This window comes from Streptomyces europaeiscabiei (assembly GCF_036346855.1).
Taxonomy (GTDB): domain Bacteria; phylum Actinomycetota; class Actinomycetes; order Streptomycetales; family Streptomycetaceae; genus Streptomyces; species Streptomyces europaeiscabiei.
In genome coordinates this window covers 3,549,059-3,574,983 of record NZ_CP107841.1, presented here as the reverse complement: position 1 = coordinate 3,574,983, position 25,925 = coordinate 3,549,059, and the positions used below count along the sequence as shown (strand labels likewise).

Annotated in this window: 21 protein-coding genes and 2 tRNA genes; 19 read left to right on the top strand and 4 right to left on the bottom strand. The window is 70.6% G+C overall.

The window, feature by feature from the left end; translation table 11 throughout:
* The first annotated feature begins 102 nt into the window (after positions 1–102).
* A complete protein-coding gene (locus tag OG858_RS15445; RefSeq protein WP_086750129.1) occupies positions 103–1,173 on the top strand; it encodes an SCO2583 family membrane protein in 1,071 nt (356 codons plus the stop codon).
* A 261-nt stretch (positions 1,174–1,434) separates the two neighbouring features.
* Here the strand turns inward: OG858_RS15445 and OG858_RS15440 are convergent, their stop codons facing one another.
* Positions 1,435–2,565 carry a M48 family metallopeptidase gene (locus OG858_RS15440; RefSeq protein ID WP_319069421.1) on the bottom strand — a complete coding sequence of 377 codons (1,131 nt, stop codon included), beginning with the start codon at positions 2,563–2,565 and terminating at the stop codon, positions 1,435–1,437.
* Positions 2,566–2,663: 98 nt separating this feature from the next.
* Between OG858_RS15440 and OG858_RS15435 the strand changes: the two genes are divergently transcribed.
* The 9 genes from OG858_RS15435 to OG858_RS15395 all read left to right on the top strand — a co-directional run bounded on the left by OG858_RS15435 (position 2,664) and on the right by OG858_RS15395 (position 8,183).
* On the top strand, positions 2,664–2,834 hold the full coding sequence (locus tag OG858_RS15435; protein WP_086750127.1) for a hypothetical protein: 171 nt from the start codon (positions 2,664–2,666) through the stop codon (positions 2,832–2,834).
* A 176-nt stretch (positions 2,835–3,010) separates the two neighbouring features.
* Positions 3,011–3,178, top strand: a complete 168-nt coding sequence (locus OG858_RS15430; RefSeq protein ID WP_037703039.1) for a hypothetical protein — start codon at positions 3,011–3,013, stop codon at positions 3,176–3,178.
* A gap of 58 nt (positions 3,179–3,236) precedes the next feature.
* Positions 3,237–3,947: a nicotinate-nucleotide adenylyltransferase gene (nadD, locus tag OG858_RS15425; RefSeq protein WP_086750126.1), complete on the top strand. Its 711-nt coding sequence runs from the start codon at positions 3,237–3,239 to the stop codon at positions 3,945–3,947.
* Between the two features lie 25 nt (positions 3,948–3,972).
* Complete coding sequence (locus OG858_RS15420) at positions 3,973–5,766, top strand: LCP family protein (RefSeq protein WP_328544786.1); 1,794 nt, start codon at positions 3,973–3,975, stop codon at positions 5,764–5,766.
* A gap of 152 nt (positions 5,767–5,918) precedes the next feature.
* A complete protein-coding gene (gene rsfS, locus OG858_RS15415) occupies positions 5,919–6,365 on the top strand; it encodes a ribosome silencing factor (protein WP_037703034.1) in 447 nt (148 codons plus the stop codon).
* A complete protein-coding gene (locus OG858_RS15410; RefSeq protein ID WP_086750124.1) occupies positions 6,362–7,030 on the top strand; it encodes a histidine phosphatase family protein in 669 nt (222 codons plus the stop codon). Before rsfS ends, OG858_RS15410 begins: the two co-directional genes overlap by 4 nt.
* Positions 7,031–7,160: 130 nt before the next feature.
* Positions 7,161–7,233, top strand: a tRNA-Ala gene (locus OG858_RS15405).
* Between the two features lie 399 nt (positions 7,234–7,632).
* Positions 7,633–7,866 carry a hypothetical protein gene (locus tag OG858_RS15400; protein WP_005479297.1) on the top strand — a complete coding sequence of 78 codons (234 nt, stop codon included), beginning with the start codon at positions 7,633–7,635 and terminating at the stop codon, positions 7,864–7,866.
* A 244-nt stretch (positions 7,867–8,110) separates the two neighbouring features.
* Positions 8,111–8,183: transfer RNA gene (locus tag OG858_RS15395), tRNA-Ala, on the top strand.
* Positions 8,184–8,319: 136 nt separating this feature from the next.
* On the opposite strand, the gene OG858_RS15390 is transcribed toward OG858_RS15395, so the two are convergent.
* Positions 8,320–9,933, bottom strand: coding sequence for an NADH-quinone oxidoreductase subunit NuoF family protein (locus tag OG858_RS15390; RefSeq protein WP_086752850.1), 1,614 nt, complete (start codon positions 9,931–9,933; stop codon positions 8,320–8,322).
* The gene (locus tag OG858_RS15385) at positions 9,930–11,312 is read right to left on the bottom strand and encodes a cytochrome b/b6 domain-containing protein (protein ID WP_256960954.1); all 1,383 of its coding nucleotides are present in this window, start codon (positions 11,310–11,312) and stop codon (positions 9,930–9,932) included. Before OG858_RS15385 ends, OG858_RS15390 begins: the two co-directional genes overlap by 4 nt.
* Positions 11,313–11,780: 468 nt before the next feature.
* Between OG858_RS15385 and leuS the strand changes: the two genes are divergently transcribed.
* The 8 genes from leuS to holA all read left to right on the top strand — a co-directional run bounded on the left by leuS (position 11,781) and on the right by holA (position 22,813).
* The gene (gene leuS / locus OG858_RS15380; RefSeq protein WP_327724039.1) at positions 11,781–14,660 is read left to right on the top strand and encodes a leucine--tRNA ligase; all 2,880 of its coding nucleotides are present in this window, start codon (positions 11,781–11,783) and stop codon (positions 14,658–14,660) included.
* 167 nt (positions 14,661–14,827) lie between these two features.
* Positions 14,828–15,613 (top strand): hypothetical protein, encoded by a 786-nt coding sequence (locus OG858_RS15375; protein WP_319069416.1) that lies wholly within the window; start codon positions 14,828–14,830, stop codon positions 15,611–15,613.
* 90 nt (positions 15,614–15,703) lie between these two features.
* Positions 15,704–16,549 carry a DegV family protein gene (locus tag OG858_RS15370; protein WP_327724038.1) on the top strand — a complete coding sequence of 282 codons (846 nt, stop codon included), beginning with the start codon at positions 15,704–15,706 and terminating at the stop codon, positions 16,547–16,549.
* Between the two features lie 479 nt (positions 16,550–17,028).
* A complete protein-coding gene (locus OG858_RS15365; protein WP_328544787.1) occupies positions 17,029–17,931 on the top strand; it encodes a ComEA family DNA-binding protein in 903 nt (300 codons plus the stop codon).
* Positions 17,932–17,993: 62 nt separating this feature from the next.
* A complete protein-coding gene (locus tag OG858_RS15360) occupies positions 17,994–20,498 on the top strand; it encodes a ComEC/Rec2 family competence protein (RefSeq protein WP_328545332.1) in 2,505 nt (834 codons plus the stop codon).
* Between the two features lie 4 nt (positions 20,499–20,502).
* Positions 20,503–21,321: an arylamine N-acetyltransferase family protein gene (locus tag OG858_RS15355; protein WP_319069413.1), complete on the top strand. Its 819-nt coding sequence runs from the start codon at positions 20,503–20,505 to the stop codon at positions 21,319–21,321.
* Positions 21,322–21,438: 117 nt separating this feature from the next.
* Complete coding sequence (locus tag OG858_RS15350; protein ID WP_037699972.1) at positions 21,439–21,684, top strand: hypothetical protein; 246 nt, start codon at positions 21,439–21,441, stop codon at positions 21,682–21,684.
* Between the two features lie 142 nt (positions 21,685–21,826).
* Positions 21,827–22,813 carry a DNA polymerase III subunit delta gene (holA, locus tag OG858_RS15345; RefSeq protein ID WP_199845995.1) on the top strand — a complete coding sequence of 329 codons (987 nt, stop codon included), beginning with the start codon at positions 21,827–21,829 and terminating at the stop codon, positions 22,811–22,813.
* A gap of 418 nt (positions 22,814–23,231) precedes the next feature.
* Here the strand turns inward: holA and rpsT are convergent, their stop codons facing one another.
* Complete coding sequence (gene rpsT / locus OG858_RS15340; RefSeq protein WP_086750302.1) at positions 23,232–23,498, bottom strand: 30S ribosomal protein S20; 267 nt, start codon at positions 23,496–23,498, stop codon at positions 23,232–23,234.
* A gap of 273 nt (positions 23,499–23,771) precedes the next feature.
* On the opposite strand from rpsT, the gene lepA reads away from it, so the two are divergent.
* Positions 23,772–25,640 (top strand): translation elongation factor 4, encoded by a 1,869-nt coding sequence (gene lepA, locus OG858_RS15335; RefSeq protein ID WP_086750304.1) that lies wholly within the window; start codon positions 23,772–23,774, stop codon positions 25,638–25,640.
* Positions 25,641–25,925 lie beyond the last annotated feature (285 nt).

The window sequence follows — 25,925 nt, the reverse complement described above, 5'->3', positions numbered from 1 at the left end:
GGAGGGCGGTTCGCCGCTTCCGTGTGAACCTGGTGAGGACCTGTCACAACTTGTCGTGTGGCAGCGCGTTTACCGAGGCCCCCGGAGACCTACTCTCCTTGTATGGGCGGGCCTGGAAACCCACCTGAGGGGACTCCCGAGGGCGCCCCCGGCGGTGGCGAGGACGAATACCGATCCGTCGTCTTCGACGAATCGTTCGTCCGTGCTGCCCGCCTTCAGGAGTTCTCCGCCCAGGAGCGCCTCTCCGACCACGCCCCCGCCGTCCGCCGCCGCCCGCCCATGCGCCGCGGTCTCTCCCGGCAGGCCCTGGTCCTCGTCCTCCTGGTCGCCCTCGCCTTCGGCACCGCGATCTACATGGGCGTCCGCCATCCGTACGACACCCCGGCGGCGAAGCCCACCGAGCCGCTCCGGATGACGGTGATCCCGCTGTCCCCGCAGTCCGCGGTGCCCGGCGCTCAGGACGCCGAGACGCTGTACGCGCACAGCCCGGCCGCCCAGTTCCGCATCGGCGCCGAGGGCATCACGATGCCGGCCACCCGGCGCACCGAACACTTCACCGACAGTCAGGTCGTCTCCGCGCTGACCATCGCCAAGGAGTACCTGGTCGCCTCCGCGCTCGACCCGGAGGTGCTCGGCGGCACCACCGTCCAGCCCGTGCGGCGGCTGCTCGACTCGGAACAGCTCGACCAATTCGAACAGAGTTTCGATCATCCGGCGGCCGACGGACGGCACGCCCCCACCGGCTGGCTGGTCCGCTTCGACCCGTCCCGCGCGCAACTCGCCGACCGCAAGATCCGTGTCCAGGGCACCCTCCAGGCCGCCGAGTTCGATTCCGGCACCCTGGAGGTCGTCGCCGCCCACACCCTCGTGTACGCGCTGAGGCCACCGGGCGACAGGACCGCGGGGCAGGCCTCGCTGTTCACCGTCCGGCGCGAGCTGCACTTCCGCTTCGACCAGGACGACCTGCGCACCCACCAGGTCGAGGTCGTCGTCTCCTACGTTCAGGCCGGACCGCTGGCCTGCGCCGACGACGCCACGAACCATCTGCGCCCGCTTCTCGCCGGGCAGACGGCCAAGGAGGGCGGCCCGTCCGCCGGCACCGACCCGTACGGCACCGGCGCCGCCACCGCCCTGTGCGGCTCCCTCGCGGAGAGTGCCCAGCCGAAGGTGTGAGGCGCGGCCCCCGCACCATCCTCAAGGGGCTGCGCCCCTTTGACCCCGCTTCTGCGTGTTCTTCGGATGCGGGTGCGTGGGGGCTGGTCGCGCAGTTCCCCACGCCCCTGAAAAGCGGGGCTGCGCCCCTGGCTTTCTGCGGCCCGCAGGGGCCGTGTCTTTCAGGGGCGCGGGGACTGCGAGAGAAGCCCCACCACCCGCAGCCGAGGAACACACGAGCCGCGAGCTCCTCCTGTGGTCAGGCGTGGCGGTAGCCGTGCGTCACTCGTCGTCCCGGCGCCTGTCCTCCTGGGCGGTGTCCGTGCCGCCGCCCTGACCCGGGTCGGTGTCGGTGGCCGTGCCGCCGCTGCCGTTGCCGAAGCCGCCGAAGCCGCGCCGGACCCGGCCGCCGAGATCGCCCGCGCCGCCCGCGATGTCGGTGACCAGCTTCATCAGCGGGTCCTTGGAGTTCTTCACACTGCTCGTGTAGTGCGTGGCCGACTCACGGAAGGAGTCGGTCACCGAGGTGTCCTTGTCCTCGCTGCGCCGCGGGTAGTGCCCGTCCATGACCCGCTGGAAGTCGCGGGACTCGGCCCACTTCTTCAGCTCGGCCGCGCGCACGGTGGTGAAGGGGTGCGAGCGGGGCAGCACGTTGAGGATCTTGAGGACGGAGTCGCGCAGGTCGCCCCCGGCCTCGTACTCCTCGGCCTGCGCGAGGAACGCGTCCACGTTCATCTCGTGCAGGTGGTTGCCGCCCGCGATCTTCATCAGACCGCGCATCGACGCCTGGACGTCCTGGCCGACCAGCAGGCCCGCGCGGTCGGCGGACAGCTCCGACTTGCGGAACCACTCGCGCAGCGCGGTCACGATCGCCATGATCGCGATGTTGCCCAGCGGGATCCAGGCGATCTTCAGGGCGAGGCTCGTCAGGAAGAGCAGTATCGTCCGGTACACCGAGTGGCCGGAGAGCGCGTGGCCCACCTCGTGCCCGATGACGGCCCGCATCTCCTCCTCGTCGAGCAGCTCGACGAGCCCGGTGGTGACGACGATGATCGGCTCGTCCAGGCCGATGCACATCGCGTTCGGCTGCGGGTCCTGGTTCACGTACATCGGCGGGACCTTCTCCAGGTCCAGGATGTAACAGGCGTCCCGCAGCATGTCGTTGAGGTGGGTGAACTGCTGGTCCGAGACCCGTACGGAGTCGGACAGGAACAGCAGCCTGAGGCTGCGTTCCGGCAGCAGACCGCTGAGTGCCTTGAACACGGTGTCGAAGCCGCTGAGCTTGCGCAGCGCCACCAGCGCCGAGCGGTCCGCGGGGTGTTCGTACGCCCGGGAGGAGATCCCCTCGAAGCGCCTGCGCTGCCTGCTCGGCACGTTCTCGTGCCCGTGCTGCTCGTGGCTGTCGTCCGGCATGTTTCCCCCATGCGTCTGTTTGCCCAAGTTGCCCCCGAAGCGAGGACCAGCCTAGGCGGAGTTACCGTGGCAGGGCATCAACCGTAAGGAGCGATCTCATGGGGCATCTCCCGCACCTGCCTGCGTCCGCCTGGCTCACCGAGGCCGCGGACTTGGCCGCGAAGGAACAGGGAGCAGGCAACCTGCTGCGTGTGGTGCTGATCGTGATGGTCCTGGGCTCCGTCCTGATGGCGTGGTTCCTTCTGCGGGGATACAAGCGGGACGACTGACGCCCGCCGACGGGAAGGACGTACGGCGCACGCGAACGGTTGCTCGTACGCGAAGTACGCGCCCGGCGGCGCCCGCGTTCACTCCTGGGCGGAGTCGACGTGATCGCGGCCGAGGCTCCCGCTTACGATGGGCGGGTCTCCATCCCGATCCCACCACCGGATAGGTCACGCCGACGATGAGCTTCCACAGCACCGCTGCCGACTTGGTCACTTTCGCCGCCGAGGGCGGCGGGGAGCACGCCGGCAACCACGAGAGCCTGAGCCCCTACCTGACCGGCGGCGGAGCCTTCTTCGCCCTGATGCTGCTGCTGTGGATCACCACGCGATTCAACCGCGATCGCTAATCCGCGCAAAAAGACGTTCGAACGGCACGCGTCGGCCGGGCCGGTAGGCTCTCCACGCATGGGAGAGCAGGAAATGCCTACCGGTCCGGAGCACGACAAGGCGGCGGACCAGGCGTACGACACCCCGGACGGCCAGGCCGAAGGCGCCTCCGGCGCACAGGGATACCGCCCGTCGGAGCCCGGCCGACGCCGTCTCGGCGTCATGGGCGGAACGTTCGACCCGATCCACCACGGGCACCTGGTGGCGGCCCAGGAGGTCGCCGCCCAGTTCGGCCTCGACGAGGTCGTGTTCGTGCCGACCGGCCAGCCGTGGCAGAAGTCCCACCGCTCGGTCTCGGCGGCCGAGGACCGCTATCTGATGACGGTCATCGCCACGGCCGAGAACCCCCACTTCTCCGTGAGCCGCATCGACATCGACCGCAAGGGCCTCACCTACACCATCGACACCCTGCGCGAACTGCACGAGCTCAACCCCGAGGCCGACCTCTTCTTCATCACCGGCGCCGACGCGCTCGGCCAGATCCTCACCTGGCGCGACGCCGAGGAACTCTTCTCCCTCGCGCACTTCATCGGGGTCACCCGTCCGGGGCACACCCTGACCGACCCGGGCCTGCCCGCGGGCGGGGTCTCGCTGGTCGAGGTCCCGGCACTGGCCATCTCCTCCACAGACTGCCGTGCGAGAGTCGCCAAGGGCGATCCCGTCTGGTACCTGGTGCCGGACGGTGTGGTGCGCTACATCGACAAGCGGCAGTTGTACCGCGGCGAGTGAGGCGAGTGAGCCGAGAGGGGCACCGGTGAACGACCGATACGACGCCGGCTACGGAGGCGACCAGAGTTACGAACTCGTCGGCTACGACGAGTACGGGCAGCCGGTGTACCGACCGGCGCCCGCCCAGCAGGTGCCTCAGCAACAGGCGTACGACCCCTACGGGACACAGCAGCCCCAGGAGTACGGCCAGGGCTACGGCTACGGCTACGACCCGTACGCGACCGGCCAGGTCCAGCAGCAGCACCCGCAGGGGTACGGCACGGACTACGACTCGGGCCAGCAGGCACCGGCGCCCGCCTACGACCCGTACGACCCCTACGGGCAGACCGCGGCCACCGGCCCGCAGGCCTCCGTCGCCGAGCAGACCGCCTACATCCCGCAGCAGCCGGCACCGCCGGAGACCGCCGAGCAGGGAGAGCCCCGGACCGGTGACACCTTCCCGGAGCGGGACCCGTCCGAACGGGAAACCGGCGAACGGGACACCGGCGAACGGGACTTCCGCACCGAGCAGTTCGCCTTCGTCGAGGAGCCCGACGGCGACTCCGAGGATGTCATCGACTGGCTGAACTTCACCGAGAACCGCACGGAGCGCCGCGAGGAGGCCAAGCGGCGCGCCAAGAGTCGGCTGGTCGCCCTGGTCGTGGTCCTCGCCCTGGTCGCGGTCGGCGGCGTCGGCTACATGTGGTGGGCGGGCATGCTGCCCGGCGCCTCCTCGGACGAGCAGACCGGCACCACGACCTCCGCGGCCGCCCAGAAGCGGGACGTGGTCGTCGTCCATCTGCACGACACCAGGAACGGCGGCACCTCCACGGCGCTGCTCGTCGACAACGCCACCACCGAGCGGGGCGCCACCGTCCTGCTCCCCAACGCCCTCGCCCTGACCGGCGACGACGGCACCACGACGACCCTCGCCAAGTCCGTCGAGGACGACGGCTCCTCCGGCACCCGCGACGCACTCGACACCGTCCTCGGAACCGACATCGAGGGCACCTGGCGGCTGGACACCCCGTATCTGAACAACCTCGTCGGTCTCGTCGGCAACATCGACATCGACACGAACGCGAACGTGCCCGACCCCGAGGCCAAGAAGAAGACCGAGGCCCCCCTCGTCACCAAGGGCAAGGCGCAGACCCTCAGCGGCAAGATGGCCGTCGCCTACGCCACCTACCGGGCGTCCGGCGAGTCGCAGGATGCGCAGCTGAAGCGGTTCGGGCAGGTCATGCAGGGCGTGCTGCGCAAGCTGTCCTCCGACGAGCAGGCCGCCACGGTCACGGTGCAGACGCTGGCCCAGATCCTCGACCCCTCGCTCAGCGACAAGGACCTCGGCACCTTCCTCGCCAAGCTCGCCGACCGCGCCAAGGGCGGTGACTACCGGACCGAGTCGCTGCCCGTGCAGCAGGACGGCACGCTCAGCGCGGAGGACTCAGACAGCGTGGTCAAGGACCTGCTCGGCGGCGCCGCGAAGAGCCCCGACGCCGGGGACGCCGTCCGGGTCGGCATCCGCAACGCAACCGGTGTGAAGGACGCCACCGAACAGGCCCGCGTGGTCGTCCTCAACGGCGGCTACACCTTCCTCGACGCCGGCGCCACCGCCACCGCCCGGGCGACCTCCGAGGTCACCTACTCCGACGCGGCCCGCAAACAGGACGCCGTCGAGGTCGCCAAGACCCTCGGCCTCCCGGCCGGCGCCGTGAAGAAGGGCGAGACCACCTCCAACGCCGACGTCTCCGTCGTACTCGGCCAGAACTACGAGACGACGAGCGCGACGGGGGCGACCGGGACGACGGGAACCACGGGAACCACGGGAACCACGGGCTGATCGGACCGGCATGATCAGCGATCAGGCCCCGGAGCCGCCACATCGGCGCGGCCCCGGGGCCTGATCGATTAACACGTGGGGCGGGGTCGGTGGGCCGTGAGACCCTTGGGGTAGCCCGTGAGGGTTCCTGACCGACGACCGAAAGCCGTGTAGTGACCGCCACCGACCGCTCTCTCGAGCTCATCACCACCGCCGCACAGGCGGCCGCCGACAAGCTCGCGCACGACGTCATCGCGTACGACGTCAGCGATGTGCTGTCCATCACGGACGCCTTCCTGCTCGCCTCCGCGCCCAACGACCGCCAGGTCAAGTCGATCGTCGACGAGATCGAGGAGCGACTGAACAAGGAGCTCGGCGCCAAGCCGGTCCGCCGCGAGGGCGACCGCGAGGCCCGCTGGGTGCTGCTGGACTACGTCGACATCGTCGTCCACGTCCAGCACAGCGAGGAGCGTGGCTTCTACGCCCTGGAGCGGCTCTGGAAGGACTGCCCCGAGCTGGAGCTGCCCGCCGACGCCAAGGCCACCAGGGGCAAGGGCGCTGAGCACGCCAAGCTGCGCGCCGCCGAGGAGGAGGCCGAGCTGGACGGGGAGCTGCGGTGACCGCGGGCGGCGACACGGCCGTCCGCAAGGGGAGGGGCCGCCGCCTCATCCTCTGGCGGCACGGCCAGACCTCGTGGAACGTGGAGCGCCGTTTCCAGGGCACCACGGACGTCGAGCTGACCGAGACCGGTCTCGGTCAGGCCCGCCGAGCCGCCCGGCTGCTCGCCTCCCTCAAGCCCGACGCGATCGTCGCCTCCGACCTTCGGCGGGCCGCCGACACGGCCGCCGAGCTGGCCGCGCTCACCGGCCTGGCAGTCAGCCACGACGAGGGCCTGCGCGAGACCTACGCGGGCGTCTGGCAGGGGCTCACGCACGACGAGATCATCGCCCGGCACGGCGAGGAGTACGCCGCGTGGAAGCGCGGCGAGCCCGTCCGCCGCGGCGGCGGCGAGCTGGAGACCGAGGTCGCCGACCGCGCCGCCCCCGTGGTGCTCCGGCACGCCGACAAGCTCCCGGAGAACGGGACTCTCCTGGTGGTCAGCCACGGCGGCACCATCCGCACCACCATCGGGCGCCTCCTCGGCCTGGAGCCGCACCACTGGGAAAGTCTCGGCGGCCTCTCCAACTGCTGCTGGTCCGTCCTCGGCGAGGGCGCCCGCGGCTGGCGGCTCCTGGAGCACAACGCCGGCACGCTGCCCGAGCCGGTGCTCGGCGACGACGACTGAGTCCCGTTCGCGGCCTCGTACCGGGGCCGCGGCCCGGATTTCACTTTCCGGCTGGTCGCAGGCTAAAGTTCTTCTTGTTCGCCCCGCCGAGCGGGGCCGGAACAACACGCGGTTTCACCGCGTGGTGCAAGGGGCTATAGCTCAGTTGGTAGAGCGCCTGCATGGCATGCAGGAGGTCAGGAGTTCAATTCTCCTTAGCTCCACAGATCGGTACAGAAGATCCCGTTCCCGCAAGGGGGCGGGATTTTTCGTGTGTGACCTGCGTCCCTTCTTGAGCACGCACCGCCCCGGAGGCGTATACCTCTGCGGACGACCTTCTTTCCCGCTGCTTGCCCGGACTGGTACGAAGGCGTCGCTGACCGTATTGGTCCGGCCGTGGCAGAATCAAACGGCCGGAAGGGGGCGCGGCCCGACGGGAGGGAGAAGCGATGCCTGCGAGCATCCGCGGGAGGGTCCACGACCTTTCCGTAGCGGTGGTGATGCGGAGTAGGACCACCCTCCTCTGCCCTACCTGCGGCTCGCTCCACGTGGCCCAAGTCCTCGGTGACAACGGAGGGATCTCCTACGTGTGCACGGCCTGCGGCCACAGCTGGAGCTGATCGATGGGTGCACACAGGAGAAAGTGCGACTGGTGCGGCAGCGGCACGCCCATCGTCCGCGACATGGAGCCCGTCAACGCCGACTATCAGTACTGGTGCGAGGAATGCGCACGGGCGCTGATCATAAAAGGCGACCCCATCGAGACGTACCGCGAACTGGAGGGTGAGCCGATCTACGGCCGGCTCCTCGAAGAGCACTGCACACTCAAGCGCTTCTACTCGTTCGTGACGGCCTGAGCGCCAACTCGGCGCCCCTACCCGGCAGCCGCCTGCCGCAGGGCCGCCACGGGTGCCGCAGCGCCCTCGTGACGGCGGCCGTGGACAGGGGTGTGACGGTGGAGGCGTGGCGGATGCTTCGGTATCCGACATTCACCCCAAATCAACCTGTAATTCGCACTCGGCGGAATCGATTTGGTGGTGCGCGCGGGGGACCGGTAATGTTGGCGTCGTCGCCAGGGAGACCCGGTGGGCAGCACGGCAAGGGGCTATAGCTCAGTTGGTAGAGCGCCTGCATGGCATGCAGGAGGTCAGGAGTTCAATTCTCCTTAGCTCCACAGAAAAGACCCCGTCCAAGTGGACGGGGTCTTCGCGTTGTTGGCGACGCGAGCGACGGCGACGGAGAAGAAGCGAGAGAACGGAACAGGGAGGGCGGGGCACCCCACTGCAGGGTGCCCCGCCCTTCGGCGTGCTTCAGCGACCGCTGCCCAGGGCTCGGCGGCCACGGCCCTGGGAGAGGACCGGGAGGTTGCGGGACGGGGCGGAGGCGCGGTTGTCCTCCTCCAGGCGCAGGGCGAGCGCAGGGCAGCGGCGCACCGCGCGGAGGGCCTTGGCCTCGGCGTACTGGGGGACCTTCGCCTGGGCGACGGTGGGGAAGCCGTCGGCGCCGAGCTGGAAGACCTCGGGGAGGATGTCGGCGCACAGGCCGTGGCCCCTGCACAGGGTCCAGTCGACGAAGATCTTCTGACGGCTGCCGGTCTCCTCCTCGGCCGTGCCGCCCGGGATGCCCGTCGGCATCCTGCCGCCCTCGAAGAGCGGCAGCACACCTTCCACGGGGCGCCCGCAGCCGTTGCCGAGGACGTGCGCGGCGAGGTCGTCCGTGAACGCCTTGACGGTCGATTCCAGGAACATCGCGGAGCCGTCCGGGTGCGAGCACGCGCCGCGCCGCTTGACGTTCTTCGCGACCTGTTTGAGGGCCTCCAGGGCGGCCGGACCGCCGCCGTTGAGGATGTCCTCCATACCGCGCGCGGCGGCCGGCAGGCCGAGGTAGCAGGGACCGCACTGTCCCGCGCTCTCCTCGGCGAGCCACTTGGCGACCTGCAGCGACTCGCCGAGCGGGCAGGTGTCCTGGCTGATCGGCAGGATCGCGCCCGCGCCCAGCGCACCGCCCACCGCGTCCAGCGAGTTGCGCGAGACGACCGCCTCGTTGACCGTCGCCGCGTCGATCCACTTGCCGTGGTAGCCGCCGGTCAGCACGCCCTGCGGGACCGGCGGCGCGCCGGCGAGCTGCAGGATGTAGCGCAGCGGCACGCCGGTGGGCGCCTCGATCACCATCGGGCGGGCGACCGCGCCGGACACGGTGAGCATGACGGTGCCCGGCTCGTCGTACAGGCCGGTGTTGCCGTACCGCTCGGAGCCGATGCGGGCGCCGATGGCGAGCTGGGCGAAGGTCTCGGCGTTGGAGAGCAGCGTCGGCGCGCCGCCGACACCGCTCTTGGACGCGCTGGTCTTGCGGCCCGGCGGGATGGGCGGGCCGCCGTCGATGGAGCGGATCAGCGAGCCGGCGGCGCCGGTGACCATGCGGACCGGGTTGCGCTGCACGCTCGCGCGGATGGCCGCGCCGCGCCGGTTGCTCAGCCCGCGCTCGGCGAGGGCCGCCTCCATCGATCGCTCGGTGGATTCACGTGTCACCCCGATGACGAGCTGACGGGCACCCAGGGCCTCGGCGACCAGCAGGGCGCCGTCCAGGATGAGGTGCGGGGCACGGTTGATGAGGACCGTGTCCTTGCGGCAGGCGGGTTCGTCCTCGCTGCCGTTGACGACCACGACGGGCCGGATGCCGCGCTTGATCGCCGACTCGGCGACCGACCGCAGTTTCTTGTGGAACGGGAAGCCCGCGCCGCCCCTGCCCTTCAGGTTGATCCGCTCGGACAACTGGGCGAGAGCCTCGCCGCCCATCGGTTCGAGCGGACCGTGCACCTTCAGGTGCATGGGGAGGTCGAGTCTCTCGACGAGGTCGAAGCCCGAGGTGAGCTGGGGGAGCCCCACCACTCGGACTTCGGGGACGTCGGGAAGGGCCTCGTTCACTTATATCCTCCGGAAGGCGCGTTCCAGGGTTCGCCTGAGCCCGGCTGGTTGTAGTCGTCGTAGCCGGGCAGCGTTTCAGTGGCGGGACCGCTGTTGTACGTGTCGTTCGGGTTGTACGTGCCGTAGGGGGCGTTCGTCTCAGCCGTTCCGTAGGAAGTTTCGGAAGCGCCCGTGTTGTACGTCTCGCCCTGGTAGGTCTGGCCCGGGTAGGCCTGGCCCTGGTACGTCTGCCCGCCCAACGGCTGTCCGGCGAAGGTGTCCTGCATCGGGTCGTACGACGACGGGGGAGCCTCGCCGACCGGCGGCGGGGACGGGGCCGGCCAGCGTGTGCCCGTGCCGGCGCCGTCGTCCATGCGGGGCATGGCCTGCGTGGGCTGCATGTCCAACGGCGGCTGCTGCTGGGTCAGATAGGGCGCCGTGGGCTCCGCGGCGCGCGGGGTCATCGACACCGCGCGGTACGCGGCCGCGAAGCCGGGGCCGTTGTCGGCGGAGGCGGCCGCGCGTTGCGGGGGCACCAGCGGGTCGCCGAGCGCAGGGTTCGCGCCCTGTCCGCCGCCGAAGCCGGGCAGCGGGAACTGGCCGGTGTCGCGCATCTGGTCGCGCCGTCCGCCCTCGCGTCGGCCGCCCTGCTCGTCGAGGCCCTGCAGGGCGGAGCGGGACTTCACGAGTTCGTCGACCTCGGGGGGGCGCTGGCCGTCGGTGCCCAGGATGCCGGCGATGCGCTCGACCACCTCGCGCTTGACCTGGCGCGGAGCGGAGCGCAGCAGCAGGGCGGCGGCGACGGCGACGAGGCCGACGGAGTAGAGGATCACGAAGATCGGCTTCGCTTCGCGACCCGCGTAGAGTCCGTGCACGAGCGCGAAACACCAGGCCGGGTAGGCCATCATGTGCATCGCGCGCCAGCGTGCCGCGACCGGCGCCGGGGAGGCGAAGTTGCTTCGCAGTGCGCCGGTGATGGCGACGAAGATCATCATTGACCCGGCGGTCGCGCCGAAGCCGATGAGGGCGCCTGTGCCCGTCACGCCGAGGGCGAAGGGGAACAGGGCGATCGCGGAGACGTGGTTCAGCGCCAGCTTGACCGTGACATGCAGCACCAGGAAGGCGACCGACGCGATGGCGGTCGTTCGGTGGACGGCCTGGCCGATGATCCGCTGGCGCACGGTGAGCAGGGTCCGGTCCTGGGCGACGAGCCCCCAGAGCACCGAGAGGGTCAACGAGACGAGCGAGAGAACGCCCGCTCCGAAGTCGAGGAACTCCCGGTATGCGTCACCTCCGACCAGCACGCTTACGGGTATCAGCAGCAGAGCGGCAGCCGTGGCTATCCCGTAGGCCGACCGGCCGGTCTGGGGCAGCGAGCTGTTACTGCGACGAGGGTTCATGGGGGCAACTCCGAACAGTTCGGGAAAGCGGTCCCGTCGTCGAACTGTAAGTGGTGCCAATACCGGGCGGTACGAGGTTTCAGTTATTGCGTCGTTATGAAGGGCCAATCTCACATCCGTGATGCCCGTTAGTGGTTGTTACGCGGAGTAAGTTTTGAATAAAGTTCAACTTATTTGGCCGGATCGCGTGGCTGACACGCCACTGGTTCCTGTCCATCGACGGTGCTGCGGGGCACTCGGCGGGGGCTGTCGGCGGGCCTGAACCTCGTCGCGGCGGCTGTGGGGGCTGCGGTACCCTGAGCCCATGCGTGCCGTACGCCTTCTGCTTAGTGAGCCGCGCTGATCAGTCCCGACCGCCGATGAACGGCGTGGTCGGAATCGGCGCGGCGTCCCCTCCTGTGCGAGGGGATTTTTCGTTTCCTGACGACACAGCCGCTGGCAGAGACGATCGATGGAGCTTTGAGGATCATGAGCGAGACGAACCCCGCCGCCACAGGTGTATCGGTGGAGGCCGCGCCGCACCGCTACACGGCCGCCGTCGCGGCCGAGATCGAGGCACGCTGGCAGGACTTCTGGGACGTCGAGGGCACCTACGCCGCGCCGAACCCGAGCGGCGACCTGGCGGGCGACGCCGAGCAGGCCGCCAAGCCCAAGAAGTTCATCATGGACATGTTCCCGTACCCCTCCGGTGCGGGTCTGCACGTCGGCCACCCCCTGGGCTACATCGCCACCGACGTCTTCGCCCGCTTCCAGCGGATGACCGGCCACAACGTCCTGCACACCCTGGGCTTCGACGCCTTCGGCCTGCCCGCCGAGCAGCACGCCGTACAGACCGGTGAGCACCCCCGGATCACCACCGAAGCGGCGATCAACAACATGAAGTCCCAGCTGCGCCGGCTGGGCCTGGGCCACGACAAGCGCCGGTCGTTCGCCACGATCGACCCGGACTACTACAAGTGGACCCAGTGGATCTTCCTGCAGATCTTCAACTCCTGGTACGACGACGAGGCGAGGAAGGCCCGCCCGATCGCCGAGCTGGTGGCGCAGTTCGAGTCCGGTGAGCGCGCGCTGTCCGAGGGCGGCTCCTGGAGCGCGCTGAGCGCCGGCGAACGCGCCGACGTGCTGGGCGAGTACCGCCTGGCGTACGCCTCCGACGCGCCGGTCAACTGGTGTCCCGGACTGGGCACCGTGCTGGCCAACGAGGAGGTCACCGCCGACGGCCGCTCCGAGCGCGGCAACTTCCCCGTCTTCAAGGCCAAGCTGCGCCAGTGGAACATGCGCATCACCGCGTACGCCGACCGGCTGCTGGACGACCTGAACGAGCTGGACTGGCCCGAGGCCATCAAGCTGCAGCAGCGCAACTGGATCGGCCGTTCCGAGGGCGCCCGCGTCGACTTCCCCATCGACGGCGAGCACATCACCGTCTTCACCACCCGCCCCGACACCCTGTTCGGCGCGACCTACATGGTCCTGGCCCCCGAGCACCCGCTGGTCGACAAGTTCACCCCGGACGTCTGGCCCGAGGGCACCCGCGACGTGTGGACCGGCGGTCATGCGACCCCGGCCGAGGCCGTCACCGCCTACCGCGCGCAGGCGGCCTCGAAGTCGGATGTCGAGCGGCAGGCCGAGGCCAAGGACAAGACCGGTGTCTTCATCGGCTCGTTCGCGACCAACCCGGTCAACGGCGAGAAGATCCCGGTCTTCATCGCCGACTACGTCCTGATGGGCTACGGCACCGGCGCGATCATGGCCGTCCCGGCGGGCGACCAGCGTGACTTCGAGTTCGCGCGCGCCTTCGAACTGCCGATCACCTGCATCGTCGAGCCCACCGACGGCCGCGGCACGGACACCTCCACCTGGGAGGACGCCTTCGGGTCGTACGACGCGAAGATCATCAACTCCACCGGTGAGGGTGTGTCCCTGGACGGCCTGGGTGTCGCCGAGGCCAAGACGCGCATCATCGAGTGGCTGGAGCGGTCCGGTATCGGTCGGGGCACCGTCAACTTCCGTCTGCGCGACTGGCTGTTCAGCCGCCAGCGCTACTGGGGCGAGCCCTTCCCGATCGTCTACGACGAGGACGGCGTCGCCCACCCGCTGCCCGAGTCGATGCTGCCGCTGGAGCTGCCCGAGGTCGAGGACTACTCGCCGCGCACCTTCGAGCCCGACGATGCCGACACCCGGCCCGAGACGCCGCTGTCGCGCAACGAGGACTGGGTGAACGTCACGCTGGACCTGGGCGACGGCCGCGGCCCGCGCCCCTACCGCCGCGAGACCAACACCATGCCCAACTGGGCCGGTTCCTGCTGGTACGAGCTGCGCTACCTGGACCCGCACAACTCCGAGAAGCTGGTCGACCCGGAGATCGAGCGCTACTGGATGGGCCCGCGCGAGGGGCAGCCGCACGGCGGTGTCGACCTGTACGTAGGCGGCGCCGAGCACGCCGTGCTGCACCTGCTGTACGCGCGCTTCTGGTCCAAGGTCCTGTTCGACCTGGGGCACGTCTCCTCGGCCGAGCCGTTCCACAGGCTGTTCAACCAGGGCATGATCCAGGCCTTCGTCTACCGCGACAGCCGTGGCTTCGCGGTGCCGGCCGCCGAGGTGGAGGAGCGCGACGGCGCCTTCTTCTACGAGGGCGAGAAGGTCAGCCGCGTGCTGGGCAAGATGGGCAAGTCCCTGAAGAACGCGGTCACTCCGGAGTCCATCTGCGCGGAGTACGGCGCGGACACGCTGCGGCTGTACGAGATGGCGATGGGCCCGCTGGACGTCTCCCGGCCGTGGGACACGCGCGCGGTGGTGGGCCAGTACCGGCTGCTGCAGCGGCTGTGGCGCAACGTCGTCGACGAGGCCACCGGCGAGGCGACCGTGGTGGACGCCGAGCCCGGCGAGGACACCCTGCGCGCGCTGCACAAGGCCATCGACGGCGTACGGCAGGACCTGGAGGGCATGCGGTTCAACACCGCGATCGCCAAGGTCACCGAGCTGAACAACCACCTGACCAAGGTGGGCGGCCCGGTGTCCCGCTCCGTCGCCGAGGCCCTGGTCCTGCTGGTCGCGCCGCTGGCCCCGCACATCGCCGAGGAGCTGTGGCGCAAGCTGGGGCACGCGGATTCGGTCGTGCACAGGGACTTCCCCGTCGCCGACCCCGCGTACGTCGTCGACGAGGCCGTCACCTGTGTCGTCCAGATCAAGGGCAAGGTCAAGGCCCGCCTGGAGGTGTCGCCGGCCATCTCCGAGGAGGAGCTGGAGAAGGTGGCCCTGGGCGACGAGAAGGTGGTCGCGGCGCTGGCCGGGGCGCCGATCCGGAAGGTGATCGTGCGGGCGCCGAAGCTGGTGAACATCGTCACGTGAGCGAGGCGATGCCGTGGGACGGCCGTCGGCGGCCGGGTGGTGGCTGTGGGTAGTCGTACGGCCGCCGTCGGGTAGTGGTTCAGGGGTGTCCCCTACGGGCAGGTTCCGGGTTCCGATGGAACTAGGGACCTGCCTGTTGCGTTTACCGTGGAAGAGCGCCGCAGCACATGCCGTGCCGGTCGGAGAAGGAGCGCGTCGTGGAAGCCGTCATCGCAGTCGTCGCCTTGTTCTTCGTGCTGTTCGTGGTGCTGGGCGCATACGCCACGGTGAAGGCGGTCGGCGCGGCCAAGCGCGGCGTGGACCGTACGATCACGCAGGCCAAGCGGACCGTCGAGGACACCACCCTGCGCGCCAGAAGCCTGGCCCAGCCGGGACCGGCGGGGCAACTGGCCGATCTGCGGCTGAAGTTGCGCACGTCGATGCGGGCCACCCAGGAGGCGTTGCAGGCGGGGGTGGGCGAGGACGAGTCCCTGAAGGAGTCCCTGGCCCTCTTCGAGCAGCTCAGCAAGCACGGCCGGGAGCTGGACGACGAGCTGCGGCGCCTGGAGCCGGAGCCGGACCGGAGCAAGCTGGCCCAGCGGCTGCCCGCGCTGCGCGAGCGTACGGAGCGGGTCGTCAAGTCCGCCGACTCGCTGCGCTGGGCGGCGCACGACCGGGCCCGCAAGTTCGCGGAGGACGACCTGGACACGCTCAGCGCGCAGATCGACGTCGAGGCGGGCGCGCTGCGGCACTGGACGACGGAACCCGCCTCGGTGTGGCCCGAGGCACCGAAGCCCGAGGCCACCGCCTCCACGGGGCAGACCTGGCAGGAGACTCCCGAGTCGCGCGCCGCCGAGTCCCGTGGTGGTGAGTCCCGTGGTGGCGAGGAGCCGCCCAAGCCTGCGATCGCCCCGCCGAGTGCGCGGCCGACGTACCCGTGGCAGAAGAAGCCCCGTCCGGAAAGCACGACTTGATCCGGCCGGCCCGTTCGGCTCGCTCCGTACGGTCACAGGTGAGAGGGGCCGGGCTGCCGTCGGCGGGGCTCGGCGGGTAACCTCCAGCTCATGTCCCGCCATGTCGCGATCGTCACCGATTCAACGGCCTACCTGCCGCCGCCGGCGATGGAGCGGCACGGCATCATCGCGGTTCCCCTGACCGTGGTCCTCGGCGACCAGGCGCTCGACGAGGGCACCGAGATCTCGGCGCGGTCCCTGGCCCAGGCGCTGCAGAAGCGACGGCCCGTCACCACCTCCCGCCCCAGCCCCGAACTGTTCGCCAAGACCTATCGCAGGATCGCGGAGTCGGGCGCCACGGGCATCGTCTCCCTCCATCTCTCCGCCGAGTTCTCGGGCACGTACGACGCGGCCGTGCTCGCGGCGCGCGAGGCACCCGTGCCGGTGCGGGTGGTGGACACCGGGATGGTCGCGATGGCCCTCGGGTTCTGCGCCCTGGCAGCCGCCCAGTGCGCGGAGGCGGGCGGCACCGTGGACGAAGCCGTCACGGCCGCCGAGAAGCGGGCCGCGGGAACGTCCGCCTTCTTCTACGTCGACACCCTGGACTATCTCCGCCGGGGCGGACGGATCGGCGCGGCACAGGCACTGTTCGGTTCCGCGCTGGCCGTCAAGCCGCTGCTGCAGCTGGACGGCGGTCGCATCGAGATGCTGGAGAAGGTCCGCACGGCCTCCAAGGCGATCGCCCGACTGGAGGAGATCGTCGCCGAGCGGGCGGGGGGCGCGCCGGTCGACATCGCCGTCCATCACCTCGCCGCGCCCGAACGGGCCTCGGCGCTCGCGGAGCGGCTGCGGGACCGGGTGCCCGGGCTGGCCGATCTGCATGTCAGCGAGGTCGGGGCGGTGATCGGGGCGCATACGGGGCCTGGGTTGTTGGGGGTCGTCGTCTCGCCCCGGTGAGTCGGCTCACGCGGGTTCCGTCGCTCGTGCAGGTGACGGAGTTATCCACAACCAGGCAGTAATCCACGGGAATCGAGCAAGATCATCGCGAGTCGGTGAGGTTACCCGATCCTCGTCGCATGGCACTTCGATCACGTTCACGTACTGCGACGGTCACCAGCGGTCCGGGCCGGGGCCCGTCCTCCGACGGGCGCGCCCGGCACCGCCCTCGACGGCAGAGGGGCAGGGCCGCACGCCGCCGGGCCTCGGCGGAGACACTCCGTCTGCGCGCGGAGGCCCTGTTCCCCGAAAGGGCCAGGGAGCCCCGGGAGTCGGGGCATGGGCCGCCGGGTCCGCCCAGGGGCAGGACGGGGGTCGGGGACGGCGTGGCCCGGGAGGGGGCCGCGGGGCCGGGAGCTCTTGTCCAGGAGGGGGCCGTCAGCGCTCGTGGCTCCCGCGCGCTCACTGCGGAGGGGGCGGTCGACTCCGGTGCTCTTGCCGTGGACGGTGCTGTGGACGAGTTCGTGGGGCGGGCCGACGGTGCCGGTGACCTCCTGGGCGGGGGCGTCGCGGCTGGGCGAGGCCTCGGCGGGAGTGGCGCTGACGACAGCTCTGTCGATCGTGAAGCGAGCGGTGCGTGGCGGGAGCGGGTGGGGCCGGCTGTGCGGGAGCGGTTGCCGTTGTGGTTGCAGGTGCGGTGCGGCATCGAGCGGAAGAGCGTGGTCGCGCTGAGTGTGGTGCTGGTCGTCGCGGCGGTGTTCGCGGCACAGCACTTCTGGGCGGGCCGGACCCAGCCGGTGAGTGCGCCCGAGGTGGTGCGGGCGGGCGCCCCGGGGGCTTCCGGGGGGCCGCCGGCCTCGTTCGGTGAGCCCGGTAACGGCCGGGCGGCGGTGTCGGGCGACTCGGCCGGGGCGGTGGCTTCGACTGCCGGGCCCTCGATCGTGGTGGACGTCGGCGGGAAGGTGCGCAGACCAGGGATCCAACGGTTGCCGGCGGGTTCCCGGGTCGCCGACGCGCTGCGGGCGGCGGGCGGTGTGCGGCGGGGTGCGAACACCGACGGCCTCAACCGCGCCCGACTCCTCGTGGACGGGGAACAGGTCCTGGTCGGGAGTCCGGTGCCCGCCCCTGCCCCGGGCGCGGCGCCCGGGGCAGGGGCGGGCGGGGGTGGTGCGGCCGTGACCGGGGGAGCCGTGACCGGGGCGGCGCCCACAACCCCCGTCTCCCTCAACGCGGCCACCGCCGACCAGCTGGACACCCTGCCCGGCGTCGGCCCCGTCCTCGCCCAGCACATCATCGACTACCGCACCCGGCACGGCGGCTTCCGCTCGGTCGACGAACTGCGCGAGGTGACCGGCATCGGCGACCGCCGCTTCGCCGACCTGCGAAATCTCGTACGGCCATGACGGCGACGGACGAGGGGGTGTCGGCGGCGGCCGGTGTGCGGGTCGCTCCGCTGCGGGCCGCCGTGCACGCGGCCTCCGGTGCCCGGCTCGGCGACGCCCACCCCAGGCAGGAGGGACCGACGGATCTGCGTCTGGTGCCTCCGGCGCTGGCCGCCTGGGGGACGGCGGCGCTGATGGTGCACGCCTCGCCCGGGTGGGTCACGGGCGTGGTCGTGGTCTGTCTGGTCGTGGGCTTGGCCCTGCTGTTCCCGTGGCAGGGGCAGGGGCGACGGCACGGGCACGAGCAGGGGCAGGGGCGAGGGTGGGTAGGGCGTGGGGCCGGGGCTTGGACGAAGGTGTCCGTCGCCGCTGTGCTGCTGTGTGCCGGAGCGGCTGCCGCTTCGGCCGGGCTGCACGGGGCTGATCTGAGGCGGGGGCCCGTCCCCGCACTGGCCGAGCGGTACGCCCGTGTGACCGCGGATGTCGAGCTGACGTCCGACCCACGGCTCACCCGCCCCCGGATCAAGGGCAACCACGCGGCCCCTGCCGCCGTGCTCCTCCAGGCCGAGGTACGACGTGTACAGAGCCCGGACGGGACGGTCGTGGACACGCGGACACCGGTGTTGGTCATGGTCGACGTGGCGGGGCGGTCCGGTCGGGCGTCCTGGCTTTCGCTTCTGCCGTCCACCCGGGTGCGGGTGGTGGCGCAGGTCGTGCCAGCCATGGTCGGGGGAGACCGGGTGGCGGCCGTGCTGCGGGTGCGGGGCGGTGGGGCACCGGTGGTGCTGGAGGAGGCGAGCGCGGTGCAGCGGCTCGCGGGGCGGTTGCGTGCGGGGCTGCGGGAGGCGACCGACGGGCTGGACGCGGACGCGAGGGCGTTGCTGCCGGGGTTCGTCGTCGGGGACACCTCGCGGGTCCCGGCCGAGTTGGACGAGGCGTTCAAGGCGACCGACCTCACGCACCTGCTCGCCGTCAGCGGCGCCAACTTCACGATCCTGTTGGCCCTGTTCATCGGGCCGCCGGGATTGGCGCAGCGGGCCGAGCGACGGGGGCTCGCGCCCCGGCTCGGGATTCCACTGCGGGCGACCGCACTGGCCGGCGGTGTATTGACGCTCGGCTTCGTGATCGTGTGCCGGCCGGACCCGAGCGTGGTGCGGGCCGCGGCCTGCGGTTCGCTCGCACTGCTGGCCATCGCGACGGGGCGTCGCAGGTCCCTCATCCCGGCGCTGGCGACGGCGGTCCTGCTCCTGGTGCTGTACGACCCTTGGCTGGCCCGCAGTTACGGCTTCCTGCTGTCCGTTCTCGCGACCGGCGCCCTGCTCACTCTCGCCCCGCGTTGGAGTGCCGCGCTCCAGCGGCGCCGGGTGCCACCGCGTCCGGCCGAGGCGCTGGCGGCGGCGGGAGCCGCGCAGGCGGTGTGCGCGCCGGTCGTCGCCGTGCTGTCGGCCAAGGTGAGTCTGGTGGCGGTGCCGTGCAACCTGCTGGCGGAGTTCGCGGTGGCCCCGGCCACGGTGCTGGGGTTCGCCACACTGGCGACGGCCCCGGTGGCGATGCCCGTGGCCGAGTGCCTTGCCTGGTGCGCGAGTTGGCCCGCCGGCTGGATCGCGGACATCGCCCGCACCGGGGCGTCGCTGCCCGGCGCGGGAGTGGACTGGCCGGGCAGCTGGACCGGCGCGTTGCTGCTGGTCCTCGTCACCGTGGTCGTCGTTCTCGTCGGGCGGCGGCTCATCAGCCATCCGTGGCTGGTGGGAGCCTGTCTGGTGGCGTTTCTGCTGGTCGTGGTGCAGCCACCGCCGCTGACCAGGGTGATCACGGGGTGGCCGCCGCCGGGCTGGCGCTTTGTGATGTGCGACGTGGGACAGGGCGACGCCACCGTCCTCGCGGCGGGCGACGGTGCCGGGGTGGTCGTGGACGCCGGTCCCGATCCGGTGCTGGTCGACCGCTGCCTGACGGCACTCGGCATCAGCCGGATCCCGCTGGTCGTGCTCACCCACTTCCATGCCGACCATGTGGTGGGGCTACCGGGAGTGCTGAGGGGACGTTCGGTGGGGGCGATCGCGGCGACGGGGTTCGAGGAGCCCGCGGACCAGGCCGAGTTCGTGCGCAGGGAGGCGGCTGCCCGGCGGATCCCGCTGACGCGGGCCGTGGCCGGGGAGGAACGGCGCACGGGGAGTCTCACCTGGCGGGTGCTGTGGCCGCCGGGCGACGCCGCCGCACCGGACGGGCCGAACGACGCCAGCGTGACCATGCTCGTCCGCTCGGCCGGGCTGACCCTGCTGCTCCTCGGTGACCTGGAACCCCCCGGCCAGCGGGAGCTGGCGAGATCCCCGGAGGCCGCGGCACTGGAAGCCGTGGATGTGGTGAAGGTCGCCCACCATGGTTCGGCCTACCAGGATCCGGGTCTGATACGCGCGATGGCCCCACGGCTGGCCCTGATTTCAGTGGGCGCGGACAACCCTTACGGTCACCCGGCACCCAGTACGGTCGCGGCGTTGCGGGCCGGGGGCGCCACGGTGCTGCGTACGGACGAGGACGGCGCGATCGCCGTCGCGGGTACGGCGAAGGAGTTGCTCGTGGCGAGAGACTGACGGCATGGACACCGCAGAGCTTGACGCCTACCTTCGCCGTCTCGGAGCCGAGCAGCCGGCCTGGCCCACCGTCGACGTGCTGCGTGAACTGCACCTGCGCCATCTGCGGACGGTGCCGTTCGAGAACCTGTCGATCCACCTCGGAGAGGAGATCGTCCTGGAGGAGAAGCGGCTGCTGGACAAGGTGGTCGGGGAGCGCAGGGGCGGTTTCTGCTTCGAACTGAACGGGTTGTTCGGGGCGCTGCTCGCGGCGCTCGGGTTCGATGTGACGCTGCTCGCGGCGCGGGTGTACGGCGACGAGGAGCGGCTCGGTATCCCGTACGACCATCTCGCGCTGCGGGTGCGGACGGTGGACGGGGGCGACTGGCTGGCCGATGTCGGGTTCGGGACGCACTGCCACTATCCGCTGGAGTTCGGTGGGCGGGGGGAGCAGGCGGATCCGGGCGGCACGTTCCGGGTGGCCGAGGCGGACCGGGAGAGCGGGGGGCGGGAGTTCGGGGACCTGGACGTGTTCCGGGACGGCAAGCCCCAGTACCGGCTGGAGGTGCGGCCGAGAGTGCTCGGGGACTTCGCGGCGGGCGCCTGGTGGCACAGCACCTCGCCGGCCTCCCATTTCACCCGGTCCCTCGTCTGCTCCCGGGTCGCCGAGGACGGCGGACGCATCACCCTCAGCGGTCGCACGCTCACGGTCACCTCGGCGGAGGGCGACCGGGCGGTGACCGAGCTGGCGACGGACAGGGAAGTGCTGGCGGTGTACCGGGACCGGTTCGGGATGGAGCTGGGGCGGGTGCCGGAGGTGAGGGAGGGGAGCGGGGGGCGTTAGGAGGGGTGGGGGCGGGGCGGGGCGGGGGGCGGGGGGAGGGGGGAGAGGACGGAGACAGGGCAGCGGGACAGGGGCGAGGGGGCGGGACCCAGGGTGAGCATGGCGGAAAATGGAGGCGTGAGCGATGTGAGACATGTGCTGGTGCTGCCCGATCGTGACGCGGCCGAGGAGGCGGCGGAGGCACTCGGTGAGCGGTTCGGGCTGGACGAGGAGCCGCAGTTGGTGCGGGACGCGCTGGCGGGGGAGGACGACGCCGAGGACGCACAGTGGTTGTTGGTGTTGCGGGACGAACGGGGGCGGCTTGATCCGGTGGCGTTGGACGAGTTCGTGGGGGAGTGGGAGGGGTGGCGGGAGGAGCCGTAGCTCCGCTGGGAGCGCCGGGTGCCCCTCCGGTCGTTCGTCGGCTGCGGGTCGGTGGGGGTGCTCGCTCAGTTCCCCGCGCCCCTTGCGGGGCGCGGCTGCCACGCGGGTCGGGTTGTCAGTGGGCCGTGGGATGCTGTTCGGGATGGCCAAGAAGAGTGTGAATGATGATCCCCTCGCTCCCGTGACGCTCGCCGTGGGCCAGGAGGATCTGCTGCTCGACCGTGCCGTGCGGGAGGTGGTGGCCGCTGCCCGGGCCTCCGACGCCGACACGGACGTACGTGACCTGTCCTCGGACCAGTTGCAGCCCGGCACGCTCGCCGAGCTGACGAGTCCGTCGCTCTTCGCGGAGCGGAAGGTCGTGGTCGTGCGCAATGCGCAGGATCTGTCGGCCGACACGGTCAAGGACGTGAAGGCGTATCTGGGGGCTCCCGCCGAGGAGATCACCCTGGTGCTGCTCCACGCGGGCGGTGCGAAGGGGAAGGCGCTGCTGGACGCGGCGCGCAAGGTGGGGGCGCGGGAGGTGGCGTGCCCCAAGATGACGAAGCCGGCGGATCGGCTGGCGTTCGTGCGGGGGGAGTTCCGGACGCTCGGGCGGTCCGCCACGCCGGAGGCGTGCCAGGCGCTCGTCGACGCGATCGGGAGTGATCTGCGGGAGCTGGCGGCCGCGGCGTCGCAGTTGGTCGCGGATGTCGAGGGGACGATCGACGAGGCCGTGGTCGGGCGGTACTACACGGGGCGGGCCGAGGCGTCGAGCTTCGAGGTGGCGGATCGGGCCGTCGAGGGGCGGGCGGCGGAGGCCTTGGAGGCGTTGCGGTGGTCGTTGGCGACGGGGGTGGCGCCGGTGCTGATCACCAGTGCGTTGGCTCAGGGGGTGCGGGCGATCGGGAAGTTGTCATCGGCGCGCGGTGGGCGGCCGGGAGATCTCGCGCGGGAGCTCGGGATGCCGCCGTGGAAGATCGATCGGGTGCGGCAGCAGATGCGGGGGTGGACGCCGGACGGGGTGGCCGTGGCGTTGCGGGCGGTGGCTGAGGCGGATGCGGGGGTGAAGGGTGGGGGGGACGATCCCGAGTACGCGTTGGAGAAGGCGGTCGTGACGATCGCGCGGGCGGCGCGGTCTCGTCGGGGGTGAGTATTTCGCCCCCGCCGCCCCTACCCGTCCCATCCTCCAGGGGCGCTGCCCCTTCGACCCCGGAAGGAGGGGGAGTAGCGGTGAGTGGGTATGTGCGGGAGCGTCGTGGCTTGTCGCGCAGTTCCCCGCGCCCCTCAAAGACACGGGGTTCCCCCAGCCCCCAGGAGCCCCCCGGTTCCCCTCGGCTTTGAGGAGCGTGCGGTCGCCTCGGCTTTGAGGAGCGTGCGGTCGTCCCCTCCCACATGCCGGAAGCCCCGCCCCCACCCCGGGGAAGGGGCGAAGGCGGGGCCTCGGGTCAAGAGGATGGACCCATACCCGCGTGGCGAACGCAGGCCGCGTACGGGTCCGGGGTGCCGGGTGGGAGCGGATGAGAGAGGGCCCGCTCTGGTCCAGCCGGCGATCAGATCAAAGGTGGAGCTCAGCCCTTGAGGGCAGCGACCTTGGAAGCAAGCGCCGACTTCTTGTTGGCGGCCTGGTTCTTGTGGATGACACCCTTCGAGACGGCCTTGTCGAGCTGACGCGCGGCAGCGCGCTGGTACTCGGTGGCCTTCTCGGTGTCACCCGCGGCAGCGGCCTCGCGGGCCTTGCGGATCGCGGTCTTGAGCGACGACTTGACGGCCTTGTTGCGAAGGCGCGCCTTCTCGTTGGTCTTGTTCCGCTTGATCTGGGACTTGATGTTCGCCACGAATGAGCCTTTTCAGCTACAGGTGTACGAGGACATGGAGGTCATGCAGGACACGCCGCACATGGCTCGGACACCGTTTGATTTTCTTGGGGTGTGCCTCCTGCTGAGAGGGCATGAGACACAGCCGCCCACGCTACCAGCAGCCCGCCGGTCGGCCCAAACCGGTCGCCGCTCTCCGCCCGTGGGACCATGGTGCCTACGTATAGACCCGCTAGATCCGATCCGACCCGAGACCGCAGACGGCTGCGGACGCCTCAAGAATCAGGACCCTGCGTGCCCGCGATCCCTAGCCATGTGCCCGAGCCGAGCCGAACCGACCCGGCTCTGATCCGCAACTTCTGCATCATCGCGCACATCGACCACGGCAAGTCCACGCTCGCCGATCGCATGCTCCAGCTGACCGGAGTGGTCGATCAGCGGCAGATGCGTGCTCAGTACCTCGACCGCATGGACATCGAGCGCGAGCGCGGCATCACGATCAAGTCCCAGGCGGTCCGACTGCCCTGGGCCCCGACCGAGGAACCGGGCAGGACCCACATCCTCAACATGATCGACACCCCCGGGCACGTGGACTTCACGTACGAGGTGTCCCGGTCGCTGGCGGCGTGCGAGGGGACGGTCCTCCTCGTCGACGCGGCTCAGGGCATCGAGGCCCAGACCCTCGCCAACCTCTACCTGGCGATGGAGAACGACCTCAAGATCATCCCTGTACTGAACAAGATCGACCTGCCGGCCGCCCAGCCGGAGAAGTTCAGCGAGGAGCTCGCCAACCTCATCGGCTGCGACCCCGAGGACGTGCTCAAGGTCTCCGCCAAGACCGGTCTGGGCGTCGAGGCGCTGCTGGACCGGGTCGTCGCCGAGGTCCCCGCCCCTGTCGGCGTCCAGGACGCTCCCGCGCGCGCCATGATCTTCGACTCGGTGTACGACTCCTACCGCGGTGTCGTCACCTATGTGCGTGTCATCGACGGTCAGCTCAACAAGCGCGAGCGGATCCGCATGATGTCCACCGGCGCGACCCACGAGCTGCTGGAGATCGGCGTCTCGGCCCCCGAGATGAAGGCGGCCGACGGCCTCGGTGTCGGTGAGGTCGGCTATCTGATCACCGGCGTGAAGGACGTCCGCCAGTCCAAGGTCGGTGACACGATCACCACCCTGCACAAGGGGGCCACCGAGGCGCTCGGCGGTTACAAGGACCCGAAGCCGATGGTCTTCTCGGGCCTGTATCCGCTGGACGGCTCCGACTACCCCGAGCTGCGCGACGCCCTCGACAAGCTCCAGCTCAACGACGCCGCGCTGGTGTACGAGCCGGAGACGTCCGCCGCCCTCGGCTTCGGTTTCCGCGTCGGTTTCCTGGGCCTGCTGCACCTCGACGTGATCCGCGAGCGGCTGGAGCGCGAGTTCGGGCTCGATCTGATCGCCACCGCGCCCAACGTGGTCTACCGCGTGGTCATGGAGGACGGCGCCGAGCACACGGTCACCAACCCGAGCGAGTTCCCCGAGGGGAAGATCGACGCCGTGTACGAGCCTGTCGTACGCGCCACGATCCTCGCGCCCTCCGAGTTCATCGGGTCGATCATGGAGCTGTGCCAGACCCGGCGCGGCACCCTGCTCGGCATGGACTACCTCTCCGAGGACCGCGTCGAGATCCGCTACACGCTCCCGCTCGCGGAGATCGTCTTCGACTTCTTCGACCAGCTGAAGTCGAAGACGCGCGGCTACGCGTCGCTGGACTACGAGCCCACCGGTGAGCAGAGTTCCAGCCTGGTCAAGGTCGACATCCTGCTGCACGGCGACAAGGTGGACGCCTTCTCGGCGGTCACGCACAAGGACGCGGCGTACGCGTACGGCGTGCGGCTCGTCGCCAAGCTGCGCGAGCTGATCCCGCGGCAGGCCTTCGAGGTGCCCATCCAGGCGGCCATCGGGTCTCGTGTCATCGCCCGCGAGACCATCCGCGCCATCCGCAAGGACGTCCTCGCCAAGTGCTACGGCGGTGACATCTCCCGTAAGCGGAAGCTGCTGGAGAAGCAGAAGGAAGGCAAGAAGCGGATGAAGATGGTCGGCTCTGTGGAGGTTCCACAGGAGGCCTTCATCGCCGTCCTGTCCAGCGACGACAGCGCCGGCGGCGGCAAGGGCAAGAAGTAGCCACCGGCGGCGACCGCCGGGACGATCGCGGGGTGAGGGCTGTTACCCCCGGAAACTCGGGCATGATGCGGGCCTGTCGCGTTTCGCGCGACGGGCCCGCAGGTCGTCCGGGGGATGTCGGTACGTGTTCGTAAGGTCGTTCTCGGTGGAAAGTGACTGCCCGCCGCCCCTTACGAACCGGCCAACCGCGCTCTACCCTGATCACCACTCGATGGTTACTCGCGAGTTAAACAACAGCCGCTTTGAGCCAGCCGCACAGTCCATGAGCCAGCCGCACTGTCGCGT

Excerpts from the sequence above, each read along its gene's own strand:
- OG858_RS15435 (WP_086750127.1), top strand. The coding sequence starts at position 2,664 with ATGGGGCATCTCCCGCACCTGCCTGCGTCCGCCTGGCTCACCGAGGCC.
- nadD (WP_086750126.1), top strand. The coding sequence starts at position 3,237 with ATGGGAGAGCAGGAAATGCCTACCGGTCCGGAGCACGACAAGGCGGCG.
- OG858_RS15385 (WP_256960954.1), bottom strand. The coding sequence starts at position 11,312 with ATGAACCCTCGTCGCAGTAACAGCTCGCTGCCCCAGACCGGCCGGTCG.
- OG858_RS15400 (WP_005479297.1), top strand. The coding sequence starts at position 7,633 with ATGGGTGCACACAGGAGAAAGTGCGACTGGTGCGGCAGCGGCACGCCC.
- OG858_RS15445 (WP_086750129.1), top strand. The coding sequence starts at position 103 with ATGGGCGGGCCTGGAAACCCACCTGAGGGGACTCCCGAGGGCGCCCCC.
- leuS (WP_327724039.1), top strand. The coding sequence starts at position 11,781 with ATGAGCGAGACGAACCCCGCCGCCACAGGTGTATCGGTGGAGGCCGCG.
- OG858_RS15370 (WP_327724038.1), top strand. The coding sequence starts at position 15,704 with ATGTCCCGCCATGTCGCGATCGTCACCGATTCAACGGCCTACCTGCCG.
- OG858_RS15375 (WP_319069416.1), top strand. The coding sequence starts at position 14,828 with ATGCCGTGCCGGTCGGAGAAGGAGCGCGTCGTGGAAGCCGTCATCGCA.
- OG858_RS15355 (WP_319069413.1), top strand. The coding sequence starts at position 20,503 with ATGGACACCGCAGAGCTTGACGCCTACCTTCGCCGTCTCGGAGCCGAG.
- holA (WP_199845995.1), top strand. The coding sequence starts at position 21,827 with ATGGCCAAGAAGAGTGTGAATGATGATCCCCTCGCTCCCGTGACGCTC.
- OG858_RS15430 (WP_037703039.1), top strand. The coding sequence starts at position 3,011 with ATGAGCTTCCACAGCACCGCTGCCGACTTGGTCACTTTCGCCGCCGAG.
- OG858_RS15440 (WP_319069421.1), bottom strand. The coding sequence starts at position 2,565 with ATGCCGGACGACAGCCACGAGCAGCACGGGCACGAGAACGTGCCGAGC.